This window comes from Bacillus sp. MM09(2025) (assembly GCF_050496725.1).
Taxonomy (GTDB): Bacteria; Bacillota; Bacilli; order Bacillales; family Bacillaceae; genus Bacillus; species Bacillus pumilus.
In genome coordinates this window covers 489,353-513,312 of sequence record NZ_JBNWEN010000004.1, presented here as the reverse complement: position 1 = coordinate 513,312, position 23,960 = coordinate 489,353, and the positions used below count along the sequence as shown (strand labels likewise).

Below are 23,960 nucleotides of genomic sequence, written 5' to 3'. Positions count from 1 at the left end.
ATTTCGTTTGGAAACAAATAGATGGGTAGAGGAGTGACAAATAAAGATGAAAACATGGATGAAACGATTGTTCATGACAGCCCTTTTTATGCTTGCTCTTTTGACAAGCTTTACGGGCATATCTGGCGTTGAACCAAGTGATGTAGCTGCCTGGGTGAAAGAGACTGATCCTGGCAAGCAAGTATCTTCTTTTTTCCAACAGCAAAAAAGAGAAACGATGGCACTCAAAAGCGATGACTTGCGGGCTATTTCTCTCGAAGAAGCATTTAATTGGAACGATTACCCGAAGCAAAAGGTTGTTGCCACAGGCTATACAGCAGGTGTTGAATCAACAGGTAAAACGAAGGAACACCATGCATATGGCATTACATATTCAGGCGTCAAAGTGAAACGTGATTTATATTCAACTGTGGCTGCTGACCCATCAGTCTTTCCGATTGGAACGGTGCTCTTTATCCCAAACTACGGCTACGGAGTGGTCGCAGATACGGGAAAAGCCATTAAAGGTCATAAGCTGGATTTATACTATGAAACCGTAGATGATGTGTATAGAGAATGGGGTAAAAAAGTGCTCGATGTGTATATCATCAAAAAGGGAGAAGGAACGTTAACGGAAAATGACTTAAACCAGCTGAATGAAGCAAAATCCATGCAAGTATTCCGTCAGCAGTTTCAAGCCAATAAAGAATAAAAAAGCTTTGGACAAGTTTAAGGTCCAAAGCTTTTTTCGCTTCTACATGAAGTAATAATCTAAGATGAGTGTCAGTAAGATCCCTGTTAAGCCGCCAAAGAAGACTTCAATCGGCTTATGACCAAGAAGCTCTTTCAATTTCTTTTGCTTTTCTTTTTCTTCCGCACTCGGGAAATTCTTTGCTTCAGAAACAAATCGGTTAAAATCTGTTACCAGCTTGTTCAGTACAGTCGCCTGTTCTCCTGCCTGTCTGCGCACACCTGTCGCATCGAACATGGTAATAATCGCAAAGATGGCGGAAATCGCAAAGATCGATGTATTTAGCCCGTGCTCTAAAGCCACTGCTGTTGAGAGTGCTGTTACGGCTGCGGAGTGTGAACTTGGCATTCCGCCTGTGCTTGTAATGAGCGACCAATCTAGTCGTCTAGAAATGATAAATTGAATCGGTACTTTTACAAATTGAGCAAAAAAGATGGCTGCAAGGCTGGCAAGCAGCGGAAAATTCGTCAGTACGCTCATGAACAAGAAACATCCTCTCTGTAAGAAAAAATATCGTGCAAAATGATGGACTGTGTACCCTAGTATGATGAAAAAATGATAGCAGATTCAAAAGGCTGCCAAGTCCATGTTCAATTATAACATTAAAGAAAGTAGATGTGGAACGAGGAGAGTGCAGGGGGGCTGTACAAGTTTTCATCGCTTTTTCATGATGCCCTTCCGCGTGTGAAAATATAAATGTTCATCAAGAAAAGACAGCTTGGCAATGATCGTATAGACCCGCAAATTTTGATATAATAGAAGTTCCAATGTGAAAAATGGAGTTCATTGAAGGAGCGTGTGATAAATATGTTTTTCTCGACAAATGAATGGCAACATAAAGATACACTGGCGATTGGACTTTTTCAAAAGAGCCAATTATCAGGAAAAGCAAAAGAAATGGATGAATTACTTGAAGGACGAATCACTGAATTATTAAAAGAAGGCGATATCTCATCTAAACGAAATCAGCTTTCGAAGTTTTTCCCGTCCCCTGAAACAGGCATCAAACGCATTTATTTTGTCGGGCTTGGGAAGGAATCAGATTACACGTTTGAAGAGGCAAAAGAAGCGTTTGCCCATTTATTTAAAAAGCTTCATCAAGATAAAAAGCAAGCGGTTTCTGTCTTGCTGGATACGTTTATTGGAAAGGATCTGCCTGCCCAAGATGCAGCCCATGCCCTTTCTGAAAGCTGCCTTTTAGCTACATATGAATTACAAGATTTTAAACATAAAACAAATGAACCGGATCGCTTCATCGAGTTTGTTTATGCAACGACGGATCATGATACAGCAGAAATTCAGGCAAGTCTGAAAGTGGGCGAAGTCTACGGACAGTCCGTCAATTCAGCCCGTACCCTTGTGAATATGCCGCCGAATATGCTCACATCCTCTGATCTGGCTTCGTACGCGGCAGAGCTTGCGTATAAATACGAATTTGAGATTGAAATTTTAGATAAAGAACAAATGGAAGAGCTCGGGATGGGCGGGATTCTAGCTGTCAATAGAGGCTCAACAGAACCACCAAAGCTCATCGTTCTGAAATATCAAGGCAAGGAAGACTGGACGGACGTGATTGGGCTTGTCGGTAAAGGCATCACGTATGATACTGGTGGCTATTCATTAAAGCCAAGAGCCGGTATGGTTGGAATGAAAACTGATATGGGCGGCTCAGCCTCTGTTTTAGGTGCCATGGAAATCATCGGTGAACTGCGCCCAGAAAAAAATGTCATTGCTGTCATAGCATCAACCGATAATATGATCTCGGCTGATGCTATGAAACCGGATGACGTCATTGTGTCGCTTAGCGGTAAAACAATTGAAGTGCTGAATACGGATGCAGAGGGTCGTCTTGTTTTAGCAGATGGGGTGACATATGCGAAGCAGCACGGTGCCTCTGTTCTTATAGACGTGGCGACATTAACAGGCGGAGTCATTGTGGCACTTGGAAATGAGACAACAGGCGTCATGACAAATAACGATGAACTGTATGCCCAGTTTAAAGAGGCATCAGAAGAATGCGGTGAAATGATTTGGCAGCTGCCAATCACCGAAAAAGATAAAAAGCGCGTACGAAACAGCAAAATGGCGGATCTCAATAACTCACCAGGCCGTGATGGACATGCGATCATGGCAGGAGCATTCATTGGTGAATTCGCTGAGGATACGCCTTGGGTTCACTTGGATATTGCAGGAACAGCTACAACAGAAAAGCCTTCATGCTTTGGGCCAACAGGAGCGACAGGTGTGATGGTGCGGTCATTGGCCACATTTGTGGAACGATTTGAAGGAAAGAAATAAAGGATGAGGCTCTGCCAACTGGCAGGGCCTTTTTTATGTAGGTCATACGCCATTTGACGAAGAAAATTTTCTATGGTAACATACGTTGGTACTTTAATTATCTACTACATTAGTAAACTAAAGGATTTCGGAGGTTTCATCATGAATGCAGTTGTGATAGCGGTTCTTTTAATGTTGATATTAAGCTTGCTGCGGGTCAATGTGGTCATTGCCCTCGCACTTGGTGCTTTAGCTGGCGGACTTGCAGGTGGATTAGGCCTTGGAGGAACAGTTGAAGCCTTTACTGATGGGCTCGGAGGAAATGCGACAGTGGCGATTAGCTATGCGCTTTTAGGGGCATTTGCTGCGGCGCTGACGAAAACAGGCCTTCCAGATGCCATGGTTGAAGGAGCAGTGAAGCTTTTAGGAAAAGAAGGCGACTCAAAAAGAAAAACATTATCAAAAGTACTGATCATTCTTGTGATTTTGATCGTATCGTGTTTTTCACAAAACGTCGTTCCGGTTCACATTGCCTTTATTCCGGTCTTAATTCCGCCATTATTAAAAGTGTTTAACGAGCTTCAAATTGACCGCAGACTGCTAGCATGTGTCATGACCTTCGGACTCACTGCACCATATATTTTACTTCCAGTCGGTTTTGGACAGATTTTCCACGGAATGCTTCGTGATAACATGAAAGAGGCAGGATTAACTGTACAATTATCAGATGTTCCACTAGCCATGCTAATTCCTGTAGGGGGCATGGTGCTCGGGCTGCTTGTTTCACTTTTCGTGTATCGGAAACCAAGGGTATATGAGGATCGAGATATCACGGACGTAGAAAAATCAGCTTATACGAAAAAGAGCTTATTGCTTGCAGTGCTAGCTATCCTTGTCTCACTTATTGTCCAGCTTTATTTATCTCAAAGCCTTGGTGTGGAAGGAATGATCTTCGGTGCACTGGCAGGTCTTCTTGTTCTGTTTGCCACAGGCATGATGAAACGAGATGAAGCGGATGCGCTGATTACTTCCGGTATGAATATGATGGCATTTATCGGCTTTGTCATGCTTGTAGCGGCTGGATTTGCCAACGTATTAACGAAAACAGGAGATATTGAACAACTAGTGAAAGCATCTTCTCAGTTCATTGGAAACAATCAAAGCGTTGCGGCCATTTTAATGCTATTAGTTGGTTTACTTGTGACAATGGGGATCGGTTCATCCTTTGCGACGATTCCAATCATTACAACCATTTTTGTTCCGTTATGTATGCACTTAGGATTTAGCCCACTAGCCACCATTGCTATTATTGGTTCAGCTGCGGCTGTTGGCGATGCAGGTTCACCTGCAAGTGACAGTACGCTTGGACCGACATCTGGATTGAATATGGATGGACAGCATCACCACATTTGGGGTACTTGTGTTCCAACCTTCGTATTTTATAATGTTCCGCTTGTCCTCTTCGGCTGGCTTGCGGCAATTATTCTTTAACATGAAAGCTTGTAGAGAAAACGTTGTTTTTTCTATAAGCTTTTTTTGTGATGTTTTATCCATTTGTTCACTTTCTGAAGGTGAAAAATAATTAGGTCTAAAGTATGAATTAAATGAATCTTTCTTTCTCTTTCTTACGTATATATGCTGATAAAAATGAAAAGGGGAAGATGAGAGATGTCATTTTTTAAAAAGCTAGCGGCAAGTGCTGGGATTGGTGCAGCGAAAGTAGATACCATTTTGGAGAAAAACGCCTATTATCCAGGACAAGAGGTAAGGGGAACTGTCCATGTAAAGGGCGGGAAAATCTCTCAGGACATCCGCTATATCAATGTCAAGATTCAAACACAATATGTGATTGTGAAAGATGATGAAGAGCATAGAAAATATGTGAATATCTTTACTTTACGGGTGACGGATTCTTTTATCACCCAGCCTGGAGAAAAGCATGAATTTCCGTTTTCATTTATTCTTCCTATCGATACCCCGATGACGATCGGAAAAGTAGAAATTGCAGTAATGACAGACCTTGATATCCAAGGAGGAATCGATAAATCTGACTATGACCGCATTTTCGTTGAAGCACATCCTTGGGTGAGAAATGTACTGGAGGCCACTAGAAACCTTGGCTTCCACCTGAACGAAGCGGACTGTGAACAAGCACCTTACTTTCAGCGTCGTCTGCCATTTGTTCAAGAATTTGAGTTTATTCCGACATCAGACGACTATCGTTATATGCTTGATGAGTTAGAGCTGATTTTTCTGATAGATGAAGGCGGGTTAGACATTGTTTTCGAAGTCGACCGCAGAGCAAGAGGACTCAGAGGGTGGCTTGAGGAGATGTATCATGATGGAGAACAGCTTGTGCGCTACCGCTTCAGTCCATCAGATCTTGAAGATGTAGAAGTGCTTGAAGGGATGCTAGAAGGAATCATCGACCAATACGCGGAATAATGATGAAAAAAGAGCCTGAATGAAGACAGGCTCTTTTCTATGCGACTTGTAGATGATGTCTGCAATTATGATGCGGCTTGTTGTTTTCGAAAGGACGTGGCTTTTGAAACAGAGCGATAAATTTTAGGGGCCAGCATTGCAAGCAATATCGTCAATGCGTAGTCTTTCACCATAAACCAGATCATAAAGAACCACGTGGTTTGATAGGAAATAGGTGCATTCAGCCACACATTTAATGCGAGGTACGTATAAGTCGTTCCGATCATATACATGACGGTCGTACCTGCAATAGCTGCAAGCAAAAAGCGGCCAAAGCCAGGATTTTTTCTTTTTTCTAAAATGAATCCAGCTAGCCAGGCAGCAGGAATATACGATAAGACAAAACCACCGCTTTTGCCTAAAATCACTCCAAAGCCTGCTGAGAACTGTGCGAATACAGGTGCGCCAGCAATTCCAACCAAGGCATATACAATCATCGCTAATGCACCAAGCCGTCTACCGAGCAAAAGACCAGCAAGTACACAAAAAAACGGCTGCATCGTAAGTGGAATTCCGCCGACCTGCAAAAACGGCACAATGGATGTGATATTGGCTCCAATCGCCATGAGTGCAGCAAACATTCCGACTAGCACAAAATCAGCGGTTCTTGTTTTCTGTTGCATGATGTTTCCCCCTGTCTTATCTGTACAAATAGATTAAGGGGATGAAGGTTGTTTGTCAACCTGTTTTTAATATTGGTTAACAATAAAACCCGCCCATCAAAAGGGCGGGTCTGTATTAAGCTTCTGTCATAGAAGACGCATCGATCGCTTGATGAACTGGTACATAATCATAGCCGAGATCACGAGCGACGGCTTCATATGTGATATGTCCGTTCATGACATTGACACCTTCTGCGATGGCTTTGTTTTCTTGAATGGCTTTTGCAGCGCCTTTATTAGCAATTTGTAGTGCGTAGGGAACGGTGACATTTGTTAAAGCAACAGTCGATGTCCGTGGAACGGCTCCAGGCATATTGGCGACAGCATAATGTAAAATACCGTGTTTTTCATAAGTAGGTTGATCATGTGTTGTGATATGATCGATTGTTTCGACAATGCCGCCTTGGTCAATGGCTACGTCTACGATGACGGAACCGGGCTTCATTTGCTTCACCATTTCTTCCGTCACAAGCGTCGGTGCTTTGGCACCTGGGATCAATACCGCACAAATGAGAAGGTCGGCCTCACTGACTGAATCGGCGATGTTGACAGGGTTAGACATTAACGTTTTCATTTGATGACCAAATTGATCGTCCAGCTGACGTAAGCGTTCTGCGTTTACGTCAATCAGAGTGACATCTGCGCCAAGTCCAATCGCCATTTTCGCTGCGTTTGTTCCAACAACACCGCCGCCTATAATGGTGACCTTCCCTCTTGATACCCCTGGTACGCCTGCGAGTAAGATGCCTTTACCGCCTTTTGGTTTTTCTAAAAATTGTGCACCGATTTGAGCGGCCATTCTGCCTGCCACTTCAGACATAGGTGTTAAGAGAGGGAGTGATTTTCCGTCCGTTACTGTTTCATAAGCAATAGCTGTGACGCCTTTTTGTTTTAAAGCTTCAGCCAAGGAGGGCTCTGCCGCAAGGTGCAGGTACGTAAATAAGATCAGTCCTTCTCTGAAAAATGAATATTCCTCAGGTAATGGTTCTTTTACCTTCATGATCATATCAGAAGATGCCCACACATCTTTCGCTTGATCAAGAATTTCTGCACCAACAGATACATAATCGTCATCAGTGAATCCGCTTCCAAAACCAGCGTTTGTTTCAATCAAAATCTGATGTCCAGCTGAAAGTAATTGAGAAGCTGCTCCTGGTGTTAATGCCACTCGGTTTTCATTGTTCTTAATCTCTTTCGGAATGCCGATGATCATGTTTATTCCTCCCATGCTTATCTATTCATATTGTATGTCTAGTGTATCCTGAATGTTTAAAAAATGCTTCGGTTGAAATAAAAAATAAAAAAACGCCTCTTTGTGAAATTTCACAAATGGACGTTTTTTAGCTTCATATCAAGGTATATAGTCATTTTCTCATTCATGTTTTTTAAATCGATTTCTGCAATGTCAGTAATGCGTTTTAATCTGTAATTCAATGTATTGATGTGGATGTTTAATTGCTTTGCCGCAATATTGGCATTGCTGTCACAGTCAATAAATCGTTCAAGGGTTTCGACTAGGTTGGAATGATGCCTCAGGTCGTAATCTTCCAGCTTTGATAAGGAGTAACTGGAGTAAGATGAGCCCCTTCGTTTTTCAGCGAGGACATCTAAATATTGATAAATGCCGAGTTCAGAAAAACTGTGTAAACGTTCAGTTTCAACAGGGAAGCGTTCTTTTGTTTTTAGTACAGCAAGTGCTTCTTTATAGGATGGCTGAATATGAGAGATGTTATCGTAAATTCCACCAATCGCCGCTTGAACGTGCTGGATATGATAACGGTCAGACAGCTGCTGCAGCATGCCGCTTGTGAATTGTTTAATATCTTGCAGCGGGTGCTCTGTTTTTGGTGAGACAAGAATAATGAATTCGTGAAAATCAACAGTCGTTAACAACACTTGGACTTGCTGCGTTGTTTCAAGCAGATAAGCTAGCTTTTTTTCTGTGTCCTCTGTGAGTTCATCACGAAGTCGGAAGATGATGATGGCATACGTGTCTGGACATCTGATGCCGAGTCTTAAAAATAGGTCGAGCATCTCATCCTTTTCATGAATATGACCTGTGAGCATCTTCCAAAAAAGCTCCTGATTGCGTTCTTCTGTTTTCGTTTTGCGAATTTGTAAGTTAAGTAATTTGTTTTTAACAGCATGTGCTGCCATCTTCAGAAGGTCCATTTCTTCTTCTGAAAAAGGCTGTGTGGATTCAATCGCCCAGATAAATCCGAGTACTTCTTTGTCCTTCCAGATTGAAATGGCCACCCTGCTAGATAAACCCACCTCTGCAATTTGAGGGACACGAAGCGGTTCGTCTGTTTTAAGGAGTGTAGGAATGATGCCGTCTTTCCAAAGCCGATTAATGACTTTTTCCGGTACACGGCGGGAGATAATGGTTGAAGTTCTGGCGGGATCAGTAAAATCATTATGTGTGCTATAAGCCAGCAATCGATGATGCGTATCTTCTATAGTAATAGGGCAATTGAGCACATCACTAATTTGGTCTGCCACATCCTCTAAACGATCAAGACTATACTTAAATGGATCTGTCTTTTTTGTCATAAAAACCCCTGCTTTTTCGAATATTTCACGTACTTACATTATGAAGAGAAAGCGGTACGTAAATCAATAACAAAATGCCATAAATTTAAAAAAGAGATCGCTATGAGAAGCGAGCGTATCATGCTGAAAGAAGGCGAAAAAGAAATAGTACAATAATAACGTAGTAATAAATCAATAGGCGGAAAGATTCAGTGAAGTGTGTCTACACTTATTGAGAATATATGACCAAAAAAATGTTAAATACTAGATAAAAAGCGAAAATACAGTAATTCTATAGACTCATTTTGTAAAATAAAAACAGATTTGTTTGACTGTGTATCATTTCTGTTTTTATAATAATAACGTCAAAAAATAAGTGGATTAGCCCATTATATGGCGGCTATGCACGGGAGGTAATGAGGAATATGTCAGGAATTATTCGCGTAACCCCAGAAGAACTAAGAGCGACCGCTAAGCAATATGGTGTTGAAAGTCAAGAAGTGTTAAACCAAGTTGATCGTCTAAATAGAATGATCTCAGATTTAAAAGGAATGTGGGAAGGTGCTTCTAGTGAAGCATTTGCTGATCAATACGAGCAGTTAAAGCCTTCATTCATCAAAATGTCTGATCTATTAACAGATGTCAGCAATCAGCTTGATCAAACGGCAAATACACTTGAAAGCACTGACCAAGACATCGCCAGCCAAATCCGCGGCTAATCAAAGGGATTTCCTTTCTAAGTGTGAAAAGCAGAAAAAGCGCCGAGTCTGTCAATGGATGCCGGCGCTCTTTCTATTTTGTGAGGTGGAAATTTGTGTATATCGATATTACCATCGACTTAAAAAATTATGATGGCAGTGTGTTTGATTTGAGACTATCAAATTATTTACATATTAAACAAGTCATCCATATCGCCTGGCAGGCAAAACAGATCTCACTTCCTAAGCGAGAAGGCGGCTGGGTGCGAGTAGTCAATAAGAAAGCTGTGTTTTCAGGCGAATATAAGCTGTCAGACTGTGGAATCACCACAGGAGACAGGCTGGAAATACTATGAAAGGACTTTTGTAAATGGCAGATAAAAAGAGTTCCTATTTAGAAGAACAATTAGAAGCAGTGATGAAAAAAGAGGGCGGCACCTACAGCTTCATTTTTCAAAGAGAGACCATTAAACTCTTAGACGGTTTAGAAGCAGCACCGATCAAAGACATCAACCCTTCATTCAAAAAAGAGATTCAACTAACTGAAGATGAAGTCATCATTTCTATTCAACCGCCTCCTGCCTATCAGGAATTTCGTTTCATCCATGCGAAGGATGAAAAAAGCAAATGGATTTTTTCATACCAGCTTGTCGATGCAGTTTGCAAACACGACGTGAAGCGGCTGCATCCTATTGTTTCTCCTGAAAACATTGTTTTTCATCAAGGCTTAGCTCCTGCATTTTTGCATTACGGCGTCAAAGAAAGCATCCCGCCATATGAAACAGAGGAACATCGTTTATTAAAAGAAGTCAAAGCCGTCATTCTTCGAGTGGTGGACCATGAATATCAGTTTCAAGAATATGTGGCGTACAGCGAAACGTTGAAACTATCTGAACTGGCAAAAGAAATCAGCGAAACGCGGTCTTTGGAAGAATTGTCTGCCCTGATTCAGCAAAAAATCGAAGCGATTGAAACGAAAGAGAAAATGCTATTGACCATTCCGAAAAAGAAATGGAAGGTTGAACGATATGTCGGACTAGGTCTGCTTGTCCTATTAATCCCTGCTTTGGTGTACACCATTTACACCTTCTTTTTTGCGATGCCGAAACAAGAAGCGTATGTCGAGGCAAACAAATATTATCTCAACAAACAGTACAGCCAAGTGGTGGATACGTTAGAAAAATATTCAGCCAATCAAATGCCGGTCTCTCTTCAATATGAACTGGCCATTTCATATGTACAAACAAATCAAGGCAATCTGTTACTCGATCAGCATAAAAAAGAAATCACAGATACATACACATTACAGACTGATCCGCAATATTTCCTTTTCTGGATTCATATTGGACAAGGCAATAGCAAGGAAGCACTTGATATTGCACGTGTACTTGGAGACGACCGGTACATATTTACAGCACTCGTCGCCTACCGCAATGACATTCAAAACGATGACAGTCTTTCTGCAGAAGAAAAACAAAAACAGCTAGATCCAATCATTAAGGAAATGGCGAAATATGAAGAAAAAGAAACAACGGAGACAAGCACCAATGACTCCTCGGGCGCAAGCCAAACAGATGAAACAGCTGAACAAAAAGAAGAGTCAAAAACCGATCAAGAGAAAGAATCTGAAGCGAAAAAGAAAACCTCTCAGACGAAAAAAGATGAGAAAAAATAATTCTTTCGATACAACTGACAGTTGGTGCTGTCCCATGAGGAGGTGGAGCGTTTGAGTCTTCTTTGGGTATTTTATGAGGAGGATTATCAAACCGTCCGTTTAGACGAGCAGTTCAATCGAGAAGCTGTGATTGGACCTGAAATAGAGCATACGGTGACAATCCCTTCACTTTCGTTTGATGAAGGGGTCATCCGTTTATCTCCCGATGAACCGAATGATGGCTTTTCCATTTATCAGGGTGAAGAGAAGAAAGGCACATTACTTCTACATGAACCGTATAAGCTTGGTATACTGACACTTATTTTAATGGAAGCACATCATGATCAACACATTTATTACCTAGGAAATAGAGTCGAGCTGTCTTTTTCACGTGAGAACAAAGATGATATCGATGTGTGGAAAGAACAAGCGCATTCCATGTTTCAAGATGCGAGCCAGTTTACTTTGGAGAAAATTGAAGGAACTTGGTATGTCATGCCTCAGGACGAAACGATTTATGTGAACGGGAAAAAAATTCACGGTCCAGAGACAATTGATGCTGGAGATGAGCTGTTTTGGAACTTTCTAACGGTGACATTGAAAGATGATGATTTATTGCAGGTGACTGCATATGAACCATTTCAAACACGTTTGGAAAAAACAAGAGCACCTAGCACAGAAACAAAACAAAAATATCCTTTATATAGACGAACACCGCGTTTAATTTATGATCTGCCAGATGACCGGGTTTCCTTTAGTTTTCCTTCGCAGGAAAGTGAAAATAACAGCAGAGGGCTTTGGCTTGTTGTCCTCCCGCCGCTTGTGATGCTTCTCGTAATGGGAATTGTCGCTCTGATCCAGCCCCGCGGGATCTTTATTGTCGTGTCGATGGCGATGTTTATCATGACGTTAATCACATCGTCTGTTCAATACTTTAAAGAGAAATCACAACGTAAAAGACGGGAAGAGAAACGACAGCGAGTCTATTCTCTTTACTTAGAAAATAAACGAAAAGAGCTGCAAGAGCTCTACGACCGCCAGCAATATATTTTGACGTATCATTATCCGTCTTTTGAACAAATGAAGTATTTAACATCAGAAATTAGCGGCCGAATTTGGGAAAAAACACTTGTGAGTGATGATTTCTTGCAGCTGCGTCTTGGGACGGGCGCAGTCCCATCAAGCTATGAACTATCGATGAGCGGCGGCGATATGGCCAATCGTGACATTGATGACTTAATGGAACAAACGCAGCATATGCAACAGGTCTATCGTGAAGTGAAGGATGTACCCATCACATTTGGTCTTGCCGATGGCCCAACTGGATTGATTGGAAAGCCAGCCATTGTGAAAAAGGAGCTTCATCAGCTTGTCGGACAGCTTGCCTTCTCGCACAGCTATCATGATTTAAGATTTGTGTTTATTTTTCATGAGCAGGAGTATGAGAATTGGGAATGGATGAAATGGCTTCCGCATTTCCAGCTGCCTCATACATATGGCAAAGGGTTTATTTACAACGAACAAACACGCGACCAGCTGTTGTCCTCAATTTATGAAATTTTACGTGAGCGTGATCTAGAAGAAGAAAAAGAGAAGAAGATCTTTACGCCTCACTTTGTGTTTATCGTGACAAATCATGAGCTCATTGCTGAACATGTGATTTTAGAATATTTAGAAGGCAGCCGAACGGACCTTGGCATCTCCATTATTTTTGCTGCTGAAACAAAGGAAAGCTTAGCTGAAAATATCTCGACGCTTGTCCGTTATATTAACGAAGAAGAAGGAGATATTCTCATTCAGCACAAGAAAGCCGTCCGAATTCCATTTCAGCTTGATACACATGAGCGCGTGGACAATGAGCTGTTTGCCAGAACGCTGAGAACATTAGATCATCAAGTTGGCATGACCAATTCGATTCCTGAAACGGTTTCCTTCCTTGATCTTTTTCATGCCAAACAGGTAGACGAGATTGGTATTCGTGAAAAATGGCTCACATCAGAAACGGCTAAATCACTCTCTGTGCCAATCGGTTATAAAGGGAAAAATGACATTGTGGATCTGAACTTGCACGAAAAAGCACACGGTCCACACGGCCTGTTGGCGGGAACAACAGGGTCAGGGAAAAGTGAATTTTTACAGACGTACATTTTATCGCTCGCTGTACACTTTCATCCGCATGAAGTCGCTTTCCTATTGATTGACTATAAAGGAGGCGGAATGGCGCAGCCGTTCCGGAATATTCCTCATTTACTTGGCACGATCACCAATATTGAAGGCAGTAAGAATTTTAGTGAAAGAGCGCTTGCCTCAATTAAAAGTGAATTGAAGAAAAGACAACGCTTGTTTGATCAATATCATGTGAATCACATCAATGATTATACGAAGCTCTATAAGGAGAAAAAGGCTGAACAGGCAATGCCTCATTTATTCTTAATCTCTGATGAGTTTGCAGAATTAAAAAGTGAAGAGCCGGACTTTATTAGAGAGCTTGTCAGTGCTGCGCGTATCGGCCGAAGCCTCGGGGTTCATCTCATTTTGGCTACCCAAAAGCCAGGCGGAGTCATCGATGATCAGATTTGGAGTAACTCCCGCTTTAAGGTCGCACTAAAAGTACAAGATGCGTCAGACAGTAAGGAAATATTGAAAAATAGTGATGCGGCGTCCATTACCGTTACAGGCCGCGGCTACCTACAAGTGGGGAACAATGAAATCTATGAATTGTTCCAATCAGCTTGGAGCGGTGCGCCGTATATGGAAGATGGCTACGGATCAGAAGATGATATTGCCATTGTGACTGATACTGGACTTATTCCGTTATCAGGGGTGAGCACAGAGCCGGCTGTGAAAAAAGAGACAGTGTCGGAGATTTCTGCTGTTGTGGATGAAATAGAACGTATGCAGCAGGAGCTTGGGATTGAGAAGCTCCCAAGTCCATGGCTTCCACCGCTCGAAGAACGGATTCCAAAATCACGTTACGCGTCAAGTGAAGAGCATGTCTTCCATTTTGCGCTTGTCGATGAGCCAGATCAACAAAGCCAGCATCCACTTTCTTATCAAATGATGGAGGATGGAAACATTGGGATCTTTGGTTCCTCCGGCTACGGAAAATCGCTTGCTGCAACAACACTGCTCATGAGCTTTGCGGAGAGATATTCACCGGAAGAATGGCATGCGTATATTTATGACTTTGGAAACGGAACATTGCTTCCGTTAGCCAAACTGCCGCACACAGCGGATTATTTCTTAATGGATCAAATGAGAAAGATTCAAAAGTCGATGACGCGTCTGCGGGAAGAGGTTGAATACCGCAAGCGATTATTCAGACAGCAAGAAATGAGTCATATCAAAATGTACAACGCCTTAAATGAGAAAAAGCTTCCATTCATTTTCATCGTGATCGACAACTTTGACATTGTCAAAGACGAAATGCATGAACTTGAATCTGAATTTATCCAGCTGAGCCGTGATGGGCAATCATTAGGAATTTACTTCTTGATTACAGCGACTCGGGTAAACGCAGTCCGTCAATCTCTTATGAACAACTTGAAAACAAAGGTCGTCCATTACTTAATGGATCAAGGAGAGGCGTACTCGATTATTGGCAGACCGAAATTTAGCTTAGAGCCGATTCCAGGACGAGTCATTATCAACAAAGAAGAGCTTTACTTTGCACAAATGTTCCTGCCAGTTGAAGGAGAGAACGATCTTGAGCTGTTTGAGCATTTGAAACAAGAGATCCAGCTTCTTCATGATCGCTTTGAATCAGCTGAAAAACCAAAACCTGTACCAATGCTTCCTGATAAACTAACCATTTGGGAGCTAGAGAGTCGCTTAGAAGAACAAAAACAGCCGTATGACATTCCAGTCGGACTAGATGAGGAATCTGTTGCTCCTGTTTACTTTGACTTGAAGAAGAATAAACACTGCCTCATCATCGGTCAAACGCAGCGAGGGAAAACAAATGTGACAAAACTGATGCTTGATCAGCTATTAGCAGCAAAACCTGAGAAGCTGGCCGTCTTTGATTCGATTGATCGGGGTCTCTCTCATTATGCAAAAGAAGAGAACATTGATTACCTTGAAACAAAGGATGATATCACCGAATGGGCCGAGGAAATAGATCGTTTATTCAAGGTGCGTGAAGAGATGTACGTCGAAGCTGTGCGCCGGGGAGAGACTGATCAGTTGTCGTTCTCTCAAATTGTGCTTGTGATTGATGGCATTACGCGTTTTCAGCAGACAATCGATCCGCGTCTTCAAGATCAATTGGCTGATTTCATGAAGTCATATGCACACCTAGGCTTTAGCCTGATTGCGTCAGGAAATCATACCGAATTCAGTAAAGGCTATGATGCACTCACAAATGAAATCAAACAAGTTCGTCATGCTATGTTACTCATGAAAAAATCAGAGCAAAACATCATACCGCTTCCGTATGCAAGACAAGAACCAGATATTCAGCCAGGCTTCGGGTATTTGGTTGAAAACGGGAAAGAGAAGAAAATCCAGGTTCCTTTATGTGCGGTAGAAAGGAAGAGTGTTCAATGACAGAGCAGCAAAAAAGCTCCATCAAAATCGTATCGACGATGATATTGATTCTGGTTCTGCCGGTTTTATTTTTCCACCTCATTGGAGATGACCCGGCAAAACAGAAAAAGAATGCCACACGTAATATTGCTGTGGTCAATGAGGATATGGGTGCGAGCGAAAGTGAAAACACCGCTCGCTTCGGGCAGGATGTTGTCGCCGCATTATCAGAGCGTCCAGATTATACATGGACCGTAGTGAATCGGAGTGCGGCAGAAAATGGACTGAAAAGCAGAAAGTATGACGCTGTCCTCTATATTCCGTCTGATTTCTCTAAAAATGTGCTGAGCTATGATAAAGACCATCCTGAAAAGGCATCCATTCAATTTTCCATTCAAGATCAGCTCAATTCAGTCAATAAAGAGAAAGTGCAAAGAGAGCTGGAAAATGCGCAAAAGAAAATGAATGAACAGATGTCGACGTTATACTGGAGTTTTGTATCACAGGAAATCGGCAATGTCAGAGAAGAGTTTGAACATATTGTCGGGAAAGAAGTCGAATTCCAAAACACAATGTATAACTTCTATAAGCCGAATTCAAACAAACTATCAGACGCCGTTCAGCAGCAGAAGAAACAAATAGAAGAATTAAAAAATGCGATGACTGACTCGCAGAAACAGTATAAAGACGGTCTGACTACAACAGAAGAAGCAAAGAACCAGTTAAAGGACTTTGTAAAAGTAGTCGATCAATACCAGCAGTATCAAGACAAACAAAAGGACCTCTTGATCAAAGCGCAATCGACAAACCAAAAACAAATCCAGCAGGGGCTCAAACAGCTCGCTGATATCCAAAACCAAAATGCCCGCAGCTTTAGTGATCAAATGGACGGACTAAAAACAGACATCAACGGGGTACAAAGTCAGCTAAACACAACGGACAGCGCCATCCAATCTGTTCAAAAGTCAAGAGAGGACGCTATTCCTAAGCAATCAACGGGGTTAACGGAACTTGTAATAGCGTCTCAGAAGGAACTAATTAAAAACTATGAAGACCGTTATTTAGAAGACTATCGAAATAAGATATCAGCCTTGCAAACGAAGCTATTGGCAAAAAGGCAAGAGTTGATGGACGAGCCTGAGCCGCCAGTTGATTCTGAAGATGACGGGCAATCAGATCAAGATAATGAAAACCCAGAAGAGATTGGGATTAACCTAGATGAAGAAACAAATGAGCTCTCTCAAATTTCAATAGAAATGAACGACCTTGCGGATCAATTAGGAGAACAGGAGACACCGCCTTCGACCGAAGATGGGGAAGAAGGAGAGAACGTTGAAAATCCTGCTCAGCCAGATACCGGCAGCAAGGATTCATCGCAGGATGATCTAAAAGCACTATCAACTCGCTTAGATGAAGTGAAAAAGAAAATTCAAGAAAAAGCGGCTGCTCATAATGACGAATTGAAAGACAAAGTGAGTCAAATGAGTAAAGAGCTTGAGAAACTGACGAAAAAAGTTGAAAAGCTTGAAAAGATGTTCCTATGGTTACAAGATCGATATAACATTATTCCGAATGAAATCAAAAATCAAGAATCATCCATTGTAAGCAAAGTAAAAGAGTTGAAGCGCAGAAACTCACCAATTGGTGAAGCATTTAAGGACAATCTTTTTGAGGAGAAATTTGAAACAAAATCAACAAGAACTAAAAAATTAATGGAGTATTCTAATCAGCTCTCTCAGCTAGAGCTGATGATCGCAAATGTCTATCAACCATCTAATAACTCTTCTTTATATGACGCAAAAGAAGAGAATATCCAGTCAATCCTCTCCATCAAAAAAGAGGAAACAGAAAACTGGGATACGCTCAAAAAACAAATGCTGACGTCAAACGAGGATGTGTCGACTTTTATTGATGAGATGCAGAAGTTTTCAGATGGCTATGCAGAATACATTTCGACTCAGCAGGCAAGCATGGAACAGGAATTAAACACAATTTCTGAAAGTGCGGACAATGTTGCGGAGCAAATGGCTGATCAAGGAGATGCAGTGTATACGGCAGAACTTGCAGGCAGTTCAATTGTTGTCAGTGCGCATGATTCAATTGGTCAGGAAGTGCTTCGACTTTCTGAAAATATGAGTTCGTTAACCGACCGCCAAAAAGGGGTGGTGGATTATACGAATAACATTGAAGAGAGTGTGACGACGGTCCAAGAAAAAGCGGATACGCTGAATGAAAACTGGAGCAAGAATGTTCATTCCACGAAGCTTGTTCAGCAAGATTTAAAAGGTATTTTAGGAAACACATTAAGTGATCAAGGCAATAGCAACTATGTGTATAATCACTTAGCCAATCCACTGAAAATCAGTGGTGATGTACCAGAAGAAAAAACGCAGACTGTACCGCCAGTGGTCATTTTGGTCATTGTGATGATCAGTAGTTTGTTAATTGGCTTTTTTAGCTCGTATTATGCGGCAGCTCCGATGCTGGTGAAAGGTGCACTATTTGGCATCTTAAATCTATTAGTCGGACTTATGATCAGCTTGTTCGGACTGAACATTTACAAGCTTGCAGATGATCAAGCGATTCAGTGGTCCATTTTCACGATTTTACTATTAGTGGCTTGTTCCGCCTTTATTCGCACGGCGTTCCTTTTCGGCTCCATTGCCGGATGGATGGCAGCAACAGCGCTTATTTTCTTCTTTGTCGCACCATTAATTGATTTGGTGATGCCGAATTTCCATTTCACAAATCCAGTGACAGACGTGTACTTGTCCATCCAATATGGAAATGGAGATCACTTTGGAATGGGTGTGATAGGATTAGTGATTTTAACTGTCCTCTTCATGGCCATCCCGCTTGTGACAAAGCTATGGAAAGATAAAACAGAGGAACGTGATGTCACTCATGAGGCTTAATCTGTTCGTGAAAGGGATGGCACTTGGTGTCATGTCCCTTTTTCTTCTCATTCCTGCTGCTTTCGCTGCTGGTGAAGATACGGATACAAATGTCAAGCCGAATGAATATCAAGAAAAAGAACTCAATATTAACTCAAGTATATTGAGGGATCAAACGAAATACGAACAAAGCAAAAAGACATCAACAGTTAAAACAGACATTCATTTTGCTGAACCGCCTAAAACTCCGGGAGGGTCTCTTTCTCCGCAGCTTTTCAGTGATCTAAAAGAGAACCCGCCCAAAACATCAGTTCACATGATGGAAGAGATGAATATCTCTTTTCGAGATGCTGCTGTATCGGCACCTTCTGGCGATGATCACAAGAAGCAGTCATCCGCACTGCTTCCGATCATCTTTGGTTTCTTGATCGTCTTTGGCATCGTTGTGATGTTCATTCTGATTCCGAAGGTGAATGTGAAGGCTGAAAAGAAATAGCCTGTCTCTTTAAAAAGAGGCAGGTTTTTCTTTATGCACATTGCTTGAAGTCATACCGTTTCACTACGTAAAATAAGGTTAACAAGGGAGGAGATTGTCATTCGAATTTCAATCGTTACAGGCGGATCAAAAGGATTTGGCCTAGCACTTGTGAACCAGCTGCTCTCACGCGGAGATCATGTGTACACGGCAGCAAGAAGCGCATCACCAATATCTCATTCGAAGCTCACACATACACAAGTCGACCTGACAGATGAGAAAGCAGCAGCCCAATGGCTTCAAGATTGTCTCACGCCGCAAACACTGACAGCAGCTGATGACATCTTATTCGTCAATAATGCTGGCATGGTGACACCAATCAAGCGTGTGGGGCAAGGCGGACAGGATACGCTTCATCAGCATTATACGCTGAATCTTGTGATTCCTGTTTTGCTGAGCCATGTGTTTGTTAAACAGACTCAATCATTTAATGGAAAGAAAACGATCGTTCATCTTTCTTCTGGAGCGGCGAAAAATCCTTATAAAGGCTGGAGTGCGTATTGCAGCTCAAAGGCAGGACTTGATATGTTTATGAGGACTTTGCATGAGGAACAGCAGGACGAGGCGTATCCAATCAACACGTTTTCATTTTCCCCAGGCACGATTGATACAGATATGCAGGGAGAGATTCGAAAATCTTCAAAACAGGACTTCGAACAAATTGATCGTTTTCAGCAATTATATGAAACAGGCACACTGAAGAGTCCAGATGAAGTCGCATGTATTTTGCTCGATCTTATAGCGGATGATCCAGCTGGAGGCTGCGTATATGATGCACGAGAGTATGGAAAAAAGCAGTCATAACGACTGCTTTTTTCCGTCTTGTACAAGCAAAACCGGCTGATTTGACATAAGCTAATCTTGAGACTCATAGAAAATATAACAGAACATTTGAGTTTCTTTTCAGAATATGTTAGGATGCTAAAAATATAGATAAGGAGGGGTTTCCATGAGAAAGGTTACATTAATGGATGTTTACACCCATCCAGTTGCTCAAAAATATTTAAATCGTTCAGGAAAAGCCCATGCGATTGCTTGTGCTTATCACGCATTCAAGCTGGCAATGAAGGCTGGAATTAACCCAGATCTCGCTGTGAAAGCAGCACTCTTGCATGACATCGGCCACTATGAATGGTATACAGCCGGCGGAGAATGGGATTACGAGACATATAGACGAAATGATATTCATGCCATTAAAGGTGCAGAGCGGGCACATAAACTGCTCATACGGCTCGGGGAGGAACCAAAAGCAGCTAAAGATATTGCACTTGCGATTCTGCTTCATACAGATTCATATTTGCCAGAGGGCGACCTTCATAAGGACACACTCCAACAAATTGTGAAGAAAGCAGATGAAATGGATGAAGAGCCAGGGGGACACCACCATTACAGACAAATTGACGAATCACTGGCAATGAAGAAAATTGCCGATTTGGATCAGAAAGTGCAGCAGGCACTTCAGCCCATGAAACGCTCTGTTTAATATGGAATGTCTCCATGAATCGTTCCGTGCTGATCAACATACAATGTGCGAATAACGGTACGGTTAAACGCAGATGTCCCTGACGTAGTGAGTCCAGTGTATTGTACCGTGACGGAATAAGTACCTTCTTTTTTCAATTGAATAGCTGATGAGCTACTTGTTTTCACTGGATGATCCTTTTGTGCGTCTTTAAAGTAATTGGTTTCCACAGATTTGCTTAACCGTTTAATTAGACCGCTTGAATGGGTCGATGCACCTCCTGACTTCGAAGCAGCTTCTTTAATTTCTTCATTTAATGGTGAATCAAAAGATACAAGCAGCAGATAAGGAGCACTTTTTCCAGAGTTCGATTGAATCGTCCATTTTCCAGGAACGGGTTTATTGATTTTCACATGGTGTGAATATGCGCCTTCATATGGGAAAGAAGCTTCCGATGTCTTAAGATTTGTTAAGACGTCTCCATTTGGAGCAATAATTTCGGGCTGCGTCTCCTGCCTTTCATTTAACCACTGGATCGATAAGCCATTCGTTCCTTCCTCTACATAGAACGCTTCTGTTTTATCCTTTTCACTTTCTCCACCTGTCACATAAACATCTGTATTGAGCTCAGCAGAGACGGGCTCTTGTTCCTCTTTATGTTTATTTTCAGCGCTCGAGGCATTTGCCAGCAGCTGATGCTGGAACACAGGAAACATACTTGTTCCGTTTTTGATTGAATAGTGATCCCATTTTCCAGTTAAAATATTGTTTGCATAGGATAGTTTTGTGCTGTTTACTGTGACGGCACCATCATTTGTACCAAAGCTCTTTAAATACATGCCGCCTAAATACAGCGCACCGCCAAATGTTCCCCATTCCGAACCAGAGTAGGTGACATATTTATTGGGGAACGCCTCTAGCTGGTCGGTTTCACTTCGAAAAGCTGCCATCAGACCAGTTTGCAAAGAATAAAGCGCTTCGCTTTTTTGTCCAAGAATTTGCGCGAGCCAGCTCCCACCTTTGCTATATGCTAGATCCGCAAGCGGTGTCCCGTTATGAGGAGAGCCAAGAGTAATGACCTTTTCCACATAGGGATGTGCTTTGAAATACACTAGGGCGGCCTGTGTATCGATCCCTCCTTTACTATGACCAATCACTATTAGTTTTCTACCAAACGCGTCATAGATTTCTTTGAGCTTTTCTGCTAATAGTTTGCCGTTCTTTTTCATGTCCTGATCTGGGTGCAAATCTATGAATGCGCTTTCGTATCCGTTCTGAACAGCCTGCTTTGCCATATCGTTTCGGTTGGACCAAGTGTAGGAGGAGCTGTTAATACCATGAACAAAAACAAGTGGTGGTTTTGACCCGTCTTTTTGAATGGGCTCTTCTCCTTTAAACCACTTTCCTGGCGTCCCTGGGGGATCTCCAATTGTCCCTGCATACGCATAGCTTGCAGAGGATAGAAAGAGCATGACAGCAACAATACAAATGAGTTTTTTCAAGAAAATTCACCTCTTCAAATGATTTAAATTGTTGGCAGCACCAATCTATTATACTTCTAAAAAATGTAAAAACGAACTAAATGTTAAAATATGGTATTAATGTTGTGAGGTTGCCATGAGTGACATTCACATGGGTTCATGCATACGCTGTGGGTAAATACACAAGTAAAGGGGCGGGTAGTATGGCACAACAAGGAAGTCCACAGCTTGTTTCATTAGTTGATCCATATGTTTATCAAACATTGCAGAAAGTGGTCGGTATGAGATTAATTGTGCAAACAGTGAAAGATACGGTCCGTGGGAAATTGAAGGAAGTCATGCCGGATCATATTGTCATAGAAGCGGGGGCGAAATCAGTTTTTTATGTGCGGATCCAGCAAATCGTGTCGGTGATGCCTGATCACAGTGAAAGAGTGTAACAAGCAGACGCATGGGTGTCTGCTTTTTTTCATGCTTATAGAATGTATATCTGGAAAAAGTGCATGATATACCAATTGTTCTTTTTTTTTCAAAAAATGAGGTTCTAAAAACAAGAAGCAGTTGACAGAAGAGGGGTTGAATAGTAGTTTTTTAATAAGATCAATACGTAACAGGAGGAGCATCTTTGTTAAAATCTAAAGTTCATTTTTGGACATTCCAAATATTACTTGTTTTACTCATTGTGTATGTATCAACAAAGGTTTCGTTTTTATTTCAGCCGATTATTTTATTTGCATCAACACTGTTTGTCCCCATCTTGCTAGCGGGTATTCTCTTTTTCATCTTTAATCCAATTGTTCAATTTTTGTCCAAGAAAATACCTAGAACTCTCGCTATCCTGATCATTTATCTCCTGTTCATTGGACTCATCACGTTTATCGTCAATGCTGCTGGACCGGTGCTTATCTCGCAGGTCGGTGGACTTGTCAAAAGCTTCCCTGGTTATGTGACGGACATGCAGAAATTTATCAATGACTTTTCGCATTCTAAAACATTTACTTGGATGATGAGCCAAGATTATGTGTCTGTCTCAAAATTTGAACAGACGGTCGTTTCGTCATTAAAGGCATTACCGGAAAACATTGCTTCAAGCATGTCTGCGGTGTTTGGCGTGATTGCGAATATTGCCTTAGCCGTCATCACAGTTCCATTTATTTTATTTTATATGCTGAAAGACGGGCATAAGTTTCCGGACAAGCTCGTTCAGTTCTTACCAATGCCTTACCGCAAGGAAGGGCTGAAGATCTTCAAAGAATTAAACGACACGCTCGCAGCTTACATACAGGGGCAGATTATTGTCTGTTTGTTTGTCGGAGTCGCTTGTTTTATTGGATACTTATTAATTGGTGTGAAATATGCGCTTATTCTCGGTATTATCATTGCGGTCACAAATGTGATTCCATACCTTGGACCATATCTTGGAGCGGCTCCAGCTGTACTGATTGCCTTTCTTGATTCGCCTGGAAAAGCAGTGGTGACAGTGATTGTGATTCTTGTCGTGCAGCAAATTGACGGAAATGTCATTTCTCCATTGATCATTGGGAAACGCCTGAACACACATCCTTTGACCATTATCCTGTTATTAATTGGGGCAGGAAGCTTTGGCGGCATCCTTGGCATGATCTTTGCGGTTCCTGTCTATGCACTGCTCAAAGCCATCACCCTGAATATTGTCAGATTGGTTCAGCTGCGTCAGCGGTCTCGTAAAGAACAGCATTTAAACGTCTAAGGCAGGGCATATGCACAACTTTTCCCTTTTTGCATAAGATGATTGACATAAGCAGATAGGGGGAGATTCTGATGCCTGCCATCGTTGGACCTATTCATATCGAGTCATTAGGAGGAAATGGTGCAGCTACTTTCGGTGATGTACTGGCCATTGCCCCTTTAGCTGTAAACCACTCGACTGGAGGGGCTGGAGCCTTTAATTCAGGTGATTATATGTCACTTACAAGTGATCCGAATGCGACGATGCTTTGGGATTTCACATTGTTTGGCCAGCCTCAATCATTTAATGCATAGAA

At 41.9% G+C, this 23,960-nt stretch carries 20 protein-coding genes; 15 read left to right on the top strand and 5 right to left on the bottom strand.

Going from position 1 to position 23,960, the window contains the following annotated elements; translation table 11 throughout:
* Positions 1-46 precede the first annotated feature (46 nt).
* The gene (locus tag ACQYAC_RS09020; protein ID WP_410582329.1) at positions 47-691 is read left to right on the top strand and encodes a 3D domain-containing protein; all 645 of its coding nucleotides are present in this window, start codon (positions 47-49) and stop codon (positions 689-691) included.
* A gap of 42 nt (positions 692-733) precedes the next feature.
* Here the strand turns inward: ACQYAC_RS09020 and ACQYAC_RS09015 are convergent, their stop codons facing one another.
* Positions 734-1,210, bottom strand: coding sequence for a divergent PAP2 family protein (locus ACQYAC_RS09015; protein WP_003212726.1), 477 nt, complete (start codon positions 1,208-1,210; stop codon positions 734-736).
* Between the two features lie 327 nt (positions 1,211-1,537).
* On the opposite strand from ACQYAC_RS09015, the gene ACQYAC_RS09010 reads away from it, so the two are divergent.
* The 3 genes from ACQYAC_RS09010 to ACQYAC_RS09000 all read left to right on the top strand — a co-directional run bounded on the left by ACQYAC_RS09010 (position 1,538) and on the right by ACQYAC_RS09000 (position 5,452).
* On the top strand, positions 1,538-3,028 hold the full coding sequence (locus ACQYAC_RS09010) for a leucyl aminopeptidase (RefSeq protein ID WP_058013774.1): 1,491 nt from the start codon (positions 1,538-1,540) through the stop codon (positions 3,026-3,028).
* A gap of 141 nt (positions 3,029-3,169) precedes the next feature.
* Positions 3,170-4,498: a Na+/H+ antiporter family protein gene (locus ACQYAC_RS09005; RefSeq protein ID WP_429943140.1), complete on the top strand. Its 1,329-nt coding sequence runs from the start codon at positions 3,170-3,172 to the stop codon at positions 4,496-4,498.
* A 177-nt stretch (positions 4,499-4,675) separates the two neighbouring features.
* On the top strand, positions 4,676-5,452 hold the full coding sequence (locus ACQYAC_RS09000; RefSeq protein WP_429943139.1) for a sporulation protein: 777 nt from the start codon (positions 4,676-4,678) through the stop codon (positions 5,450-5,452).
* A 65-nt stretch (positions 5,453-5,517) separates the two neighbouring features.
* On the opposite strand, the gene ACQYAC_RS08995 is transcribed toward ACQYAC_RS09000, so the two are convergent.
* From ACQYAC_RS08995 to ACQYAC_RS08985, 3 genes are all read right to left on the bottom strand, one after another.
* Positions 5,518-6,114: a biotin transporter BioY gene (locus ACQYAC_RS08995; RefSeq protein ID WP_058013777.1), complete on the bottom strand. Its 597-nt coding sequence runs from the start codon at positions 6,112-6,114 to the stop codon at positions 5,518-5,520.
* A gap of 115 nt (positions 6,115-6,229) precedes the next feature.
* A complete protein-coding gene (gene ald / locus ACQYAC_RS08990; protein WP_061409499.1) occupies positions 6,230-7,366 on the bottom strand; it encodes an alanine dehydrogenase in 1,137 nt (378 codons plus the stop codon).
* A gap of 110 nt (positions 7,367-7,476) precedes the next feature.
* Positions 7,477-8,706: a PucR family transcriptional regulator gene (locus ACQYAC_RS08985; protein WP_429943138.1), complete on the bottom strand. Its 1,230-nt coding sequence runs from the start codon at positions 8,704-8,706 to the stop codon at positions 7,477-7,479.
* A 404-nt stretch (positions 8,707-9,110) separates the two neighbouring features.
* On the opposite strand from ACQYAC_RS08985, the gene ACQYAC_RS08980 reads away from it, so the two are divergent.
* From ACQYAC_RS08980 to ACQYAC_RS08945, 8 genes are all read left to right on the top strand, one after another.
* Positions 9,111-9,404, top strand: coding sequence for a WXG100 family type VII secretion target (locus ACQYAC_RS08980; RefSeq protein ID WP_003213769.1), 294 nt, complete (start codon positions 9,111-9,113; stop codon positions 9,402-9,404).
* A 95-nt stretch (positions 9,405-9,499) separates the two neighbouring features.
* Entirely contained in the window at positions 9,500-9,739 is a 240-nt protein-coding gene (locus ACQYAC_RS08975; protein WP_003213579.1) for an EsaB/YukD family protein, read from the top strand.
* A 14-nt stretch (positions 9,740-9,753) separates the two neighbouring features.
* Positions 9,754-11,058: a type VII secretion protein EssB gene (essB, locus tag ACQYAC_RS08970; protein ID WP_429943137.1), complete on the top strand. Its 1,305-nt coding sequence runs from the start codon at positions 9,754-9,756 to the stop codon at positions 11,056-11,058.
* Between the two features lie 51 nt (positions 11,059-11,109).
* Entirely contained in the window at positions 11,110-15,585 is a 4,476-nt protein-coding gene (essC, locus tag ACQYAC_RS08965) for a type VII secretion protein EssC (protein ID WP_429943136.1), read from the top strand.
* Positions 15,582-18,479 carry a type VII secretion protein EsaA gene (gene esaA, locus ACQYAC_RS08960; protein ID WP_429943135.1) on the top strand — a complete coding sequence of 966 codons (2,898 nt, stop codon included), beginning with the start codon at positions 15,582-15,584 and terminating at the stop codon, positions 18,477-18,479. The genes essC and esaA overlap by 4 nt, the downstream gene beginning before the upstream one ends.
* Complete coding sequence (essA, locus tag ACQYAC_RS08955; RefSeq protein ID WP_323639234.1) at positions 18,460-18,954, top strand: type VII secretion protein EssA; 495 nt, start codon at positions 18,460-18,462, stop codon at positions 18,952-18,954. Before esaA ends, essA begins: the two co-directional genes overlap by 20 nt.
* A 99-nt stretch (positions 18,955-19,053) precedes the next feature.
* A complete protein-coding gene (locus tag ACQYAC_RS08950; protein WP_429943947.1) occupies positions 19,054-19,797 on the top strand; it encodes a (S)-benzoin forming benzil reductase in 744 nt (247 codons plus the stop codon).
* 145 nt (positions 19,798-19,942) lie between these two features.
* Positions 19,943-20,476 (top strand): HD domain-containing protein, encoded by a 534-nt coding sequence (locus tag ACQYAC_RS08945; RefSeq protein WP_003212819.1) that lies wholly within the window; start codon positions 19,943-19,945, stop codon positions 20,474-20,476.
* Here ACQYAC_RS08945 and ACQYAC_RS08940 read toward each other — a convergent pair.
* Entirely contained in the window at positions 20,473-21,957 is a 1,485-nt protein-coding gene (locus tag ACQYAC_RS08940; RefSeq protein ID WP_429943134.1) for an esterase/lipase family protein, read from the bottom strand. The genes ACQYAC_RS08945 and ACQYAC_RS08940 overlap by 4 nt on opposite strands.
* A 182-nt stretch (positions 21,958-22,139) precedes the next feature.
* Between ACQYAC_RS08940 and ACQYAC_RS08935 the strand changes: the two genes are divergently transcribed.
* The 3 genes from ACQYAC_RS08935 to ACQYAC_RS08925 all read left to right on the top strand — a co-directional run bounded on the left by ACQYAC_RS08935 (position 22,140) and on the right by ACQYAC_RS08925 (position 23,958).
* A complete protein-coding gene (locus ACQYAC_RS08935) occupies positions 22,140-22,376 on the top strand; it encodes a YuzF family protein (protein ID WP_003213721.1) in 237 nt (78 codons plus the stop codon).
* 185 nt (positions 22,377-22,561) lie between these two features.
* A complete protein-coding gene (locus tag ACQYAC_RS08930) occupies positions 22,562-23,665 on the top strand; it encodes an AI-2E family transporter (protein WP_429943133.1) in 1,104 nt (367 codons plus the stop codon).
* A gap of 71 nt (positions 23,666-23,736) precedes the next feature.
* The gene (locus tag ACQYAC_RS08925) at positions 23,737-23,958 is read left to right on the top strand and encodes a spore germination protein (RefSeq protein ID WP_148944037.1); all 222 of its coding nucleotides are present in this window, start codon (positions 23,737-23,739) and stop codon (positions 23,956-23,958) included.
* Positions 23,959-23,960 lie beyond the last annotated feature (2 nt).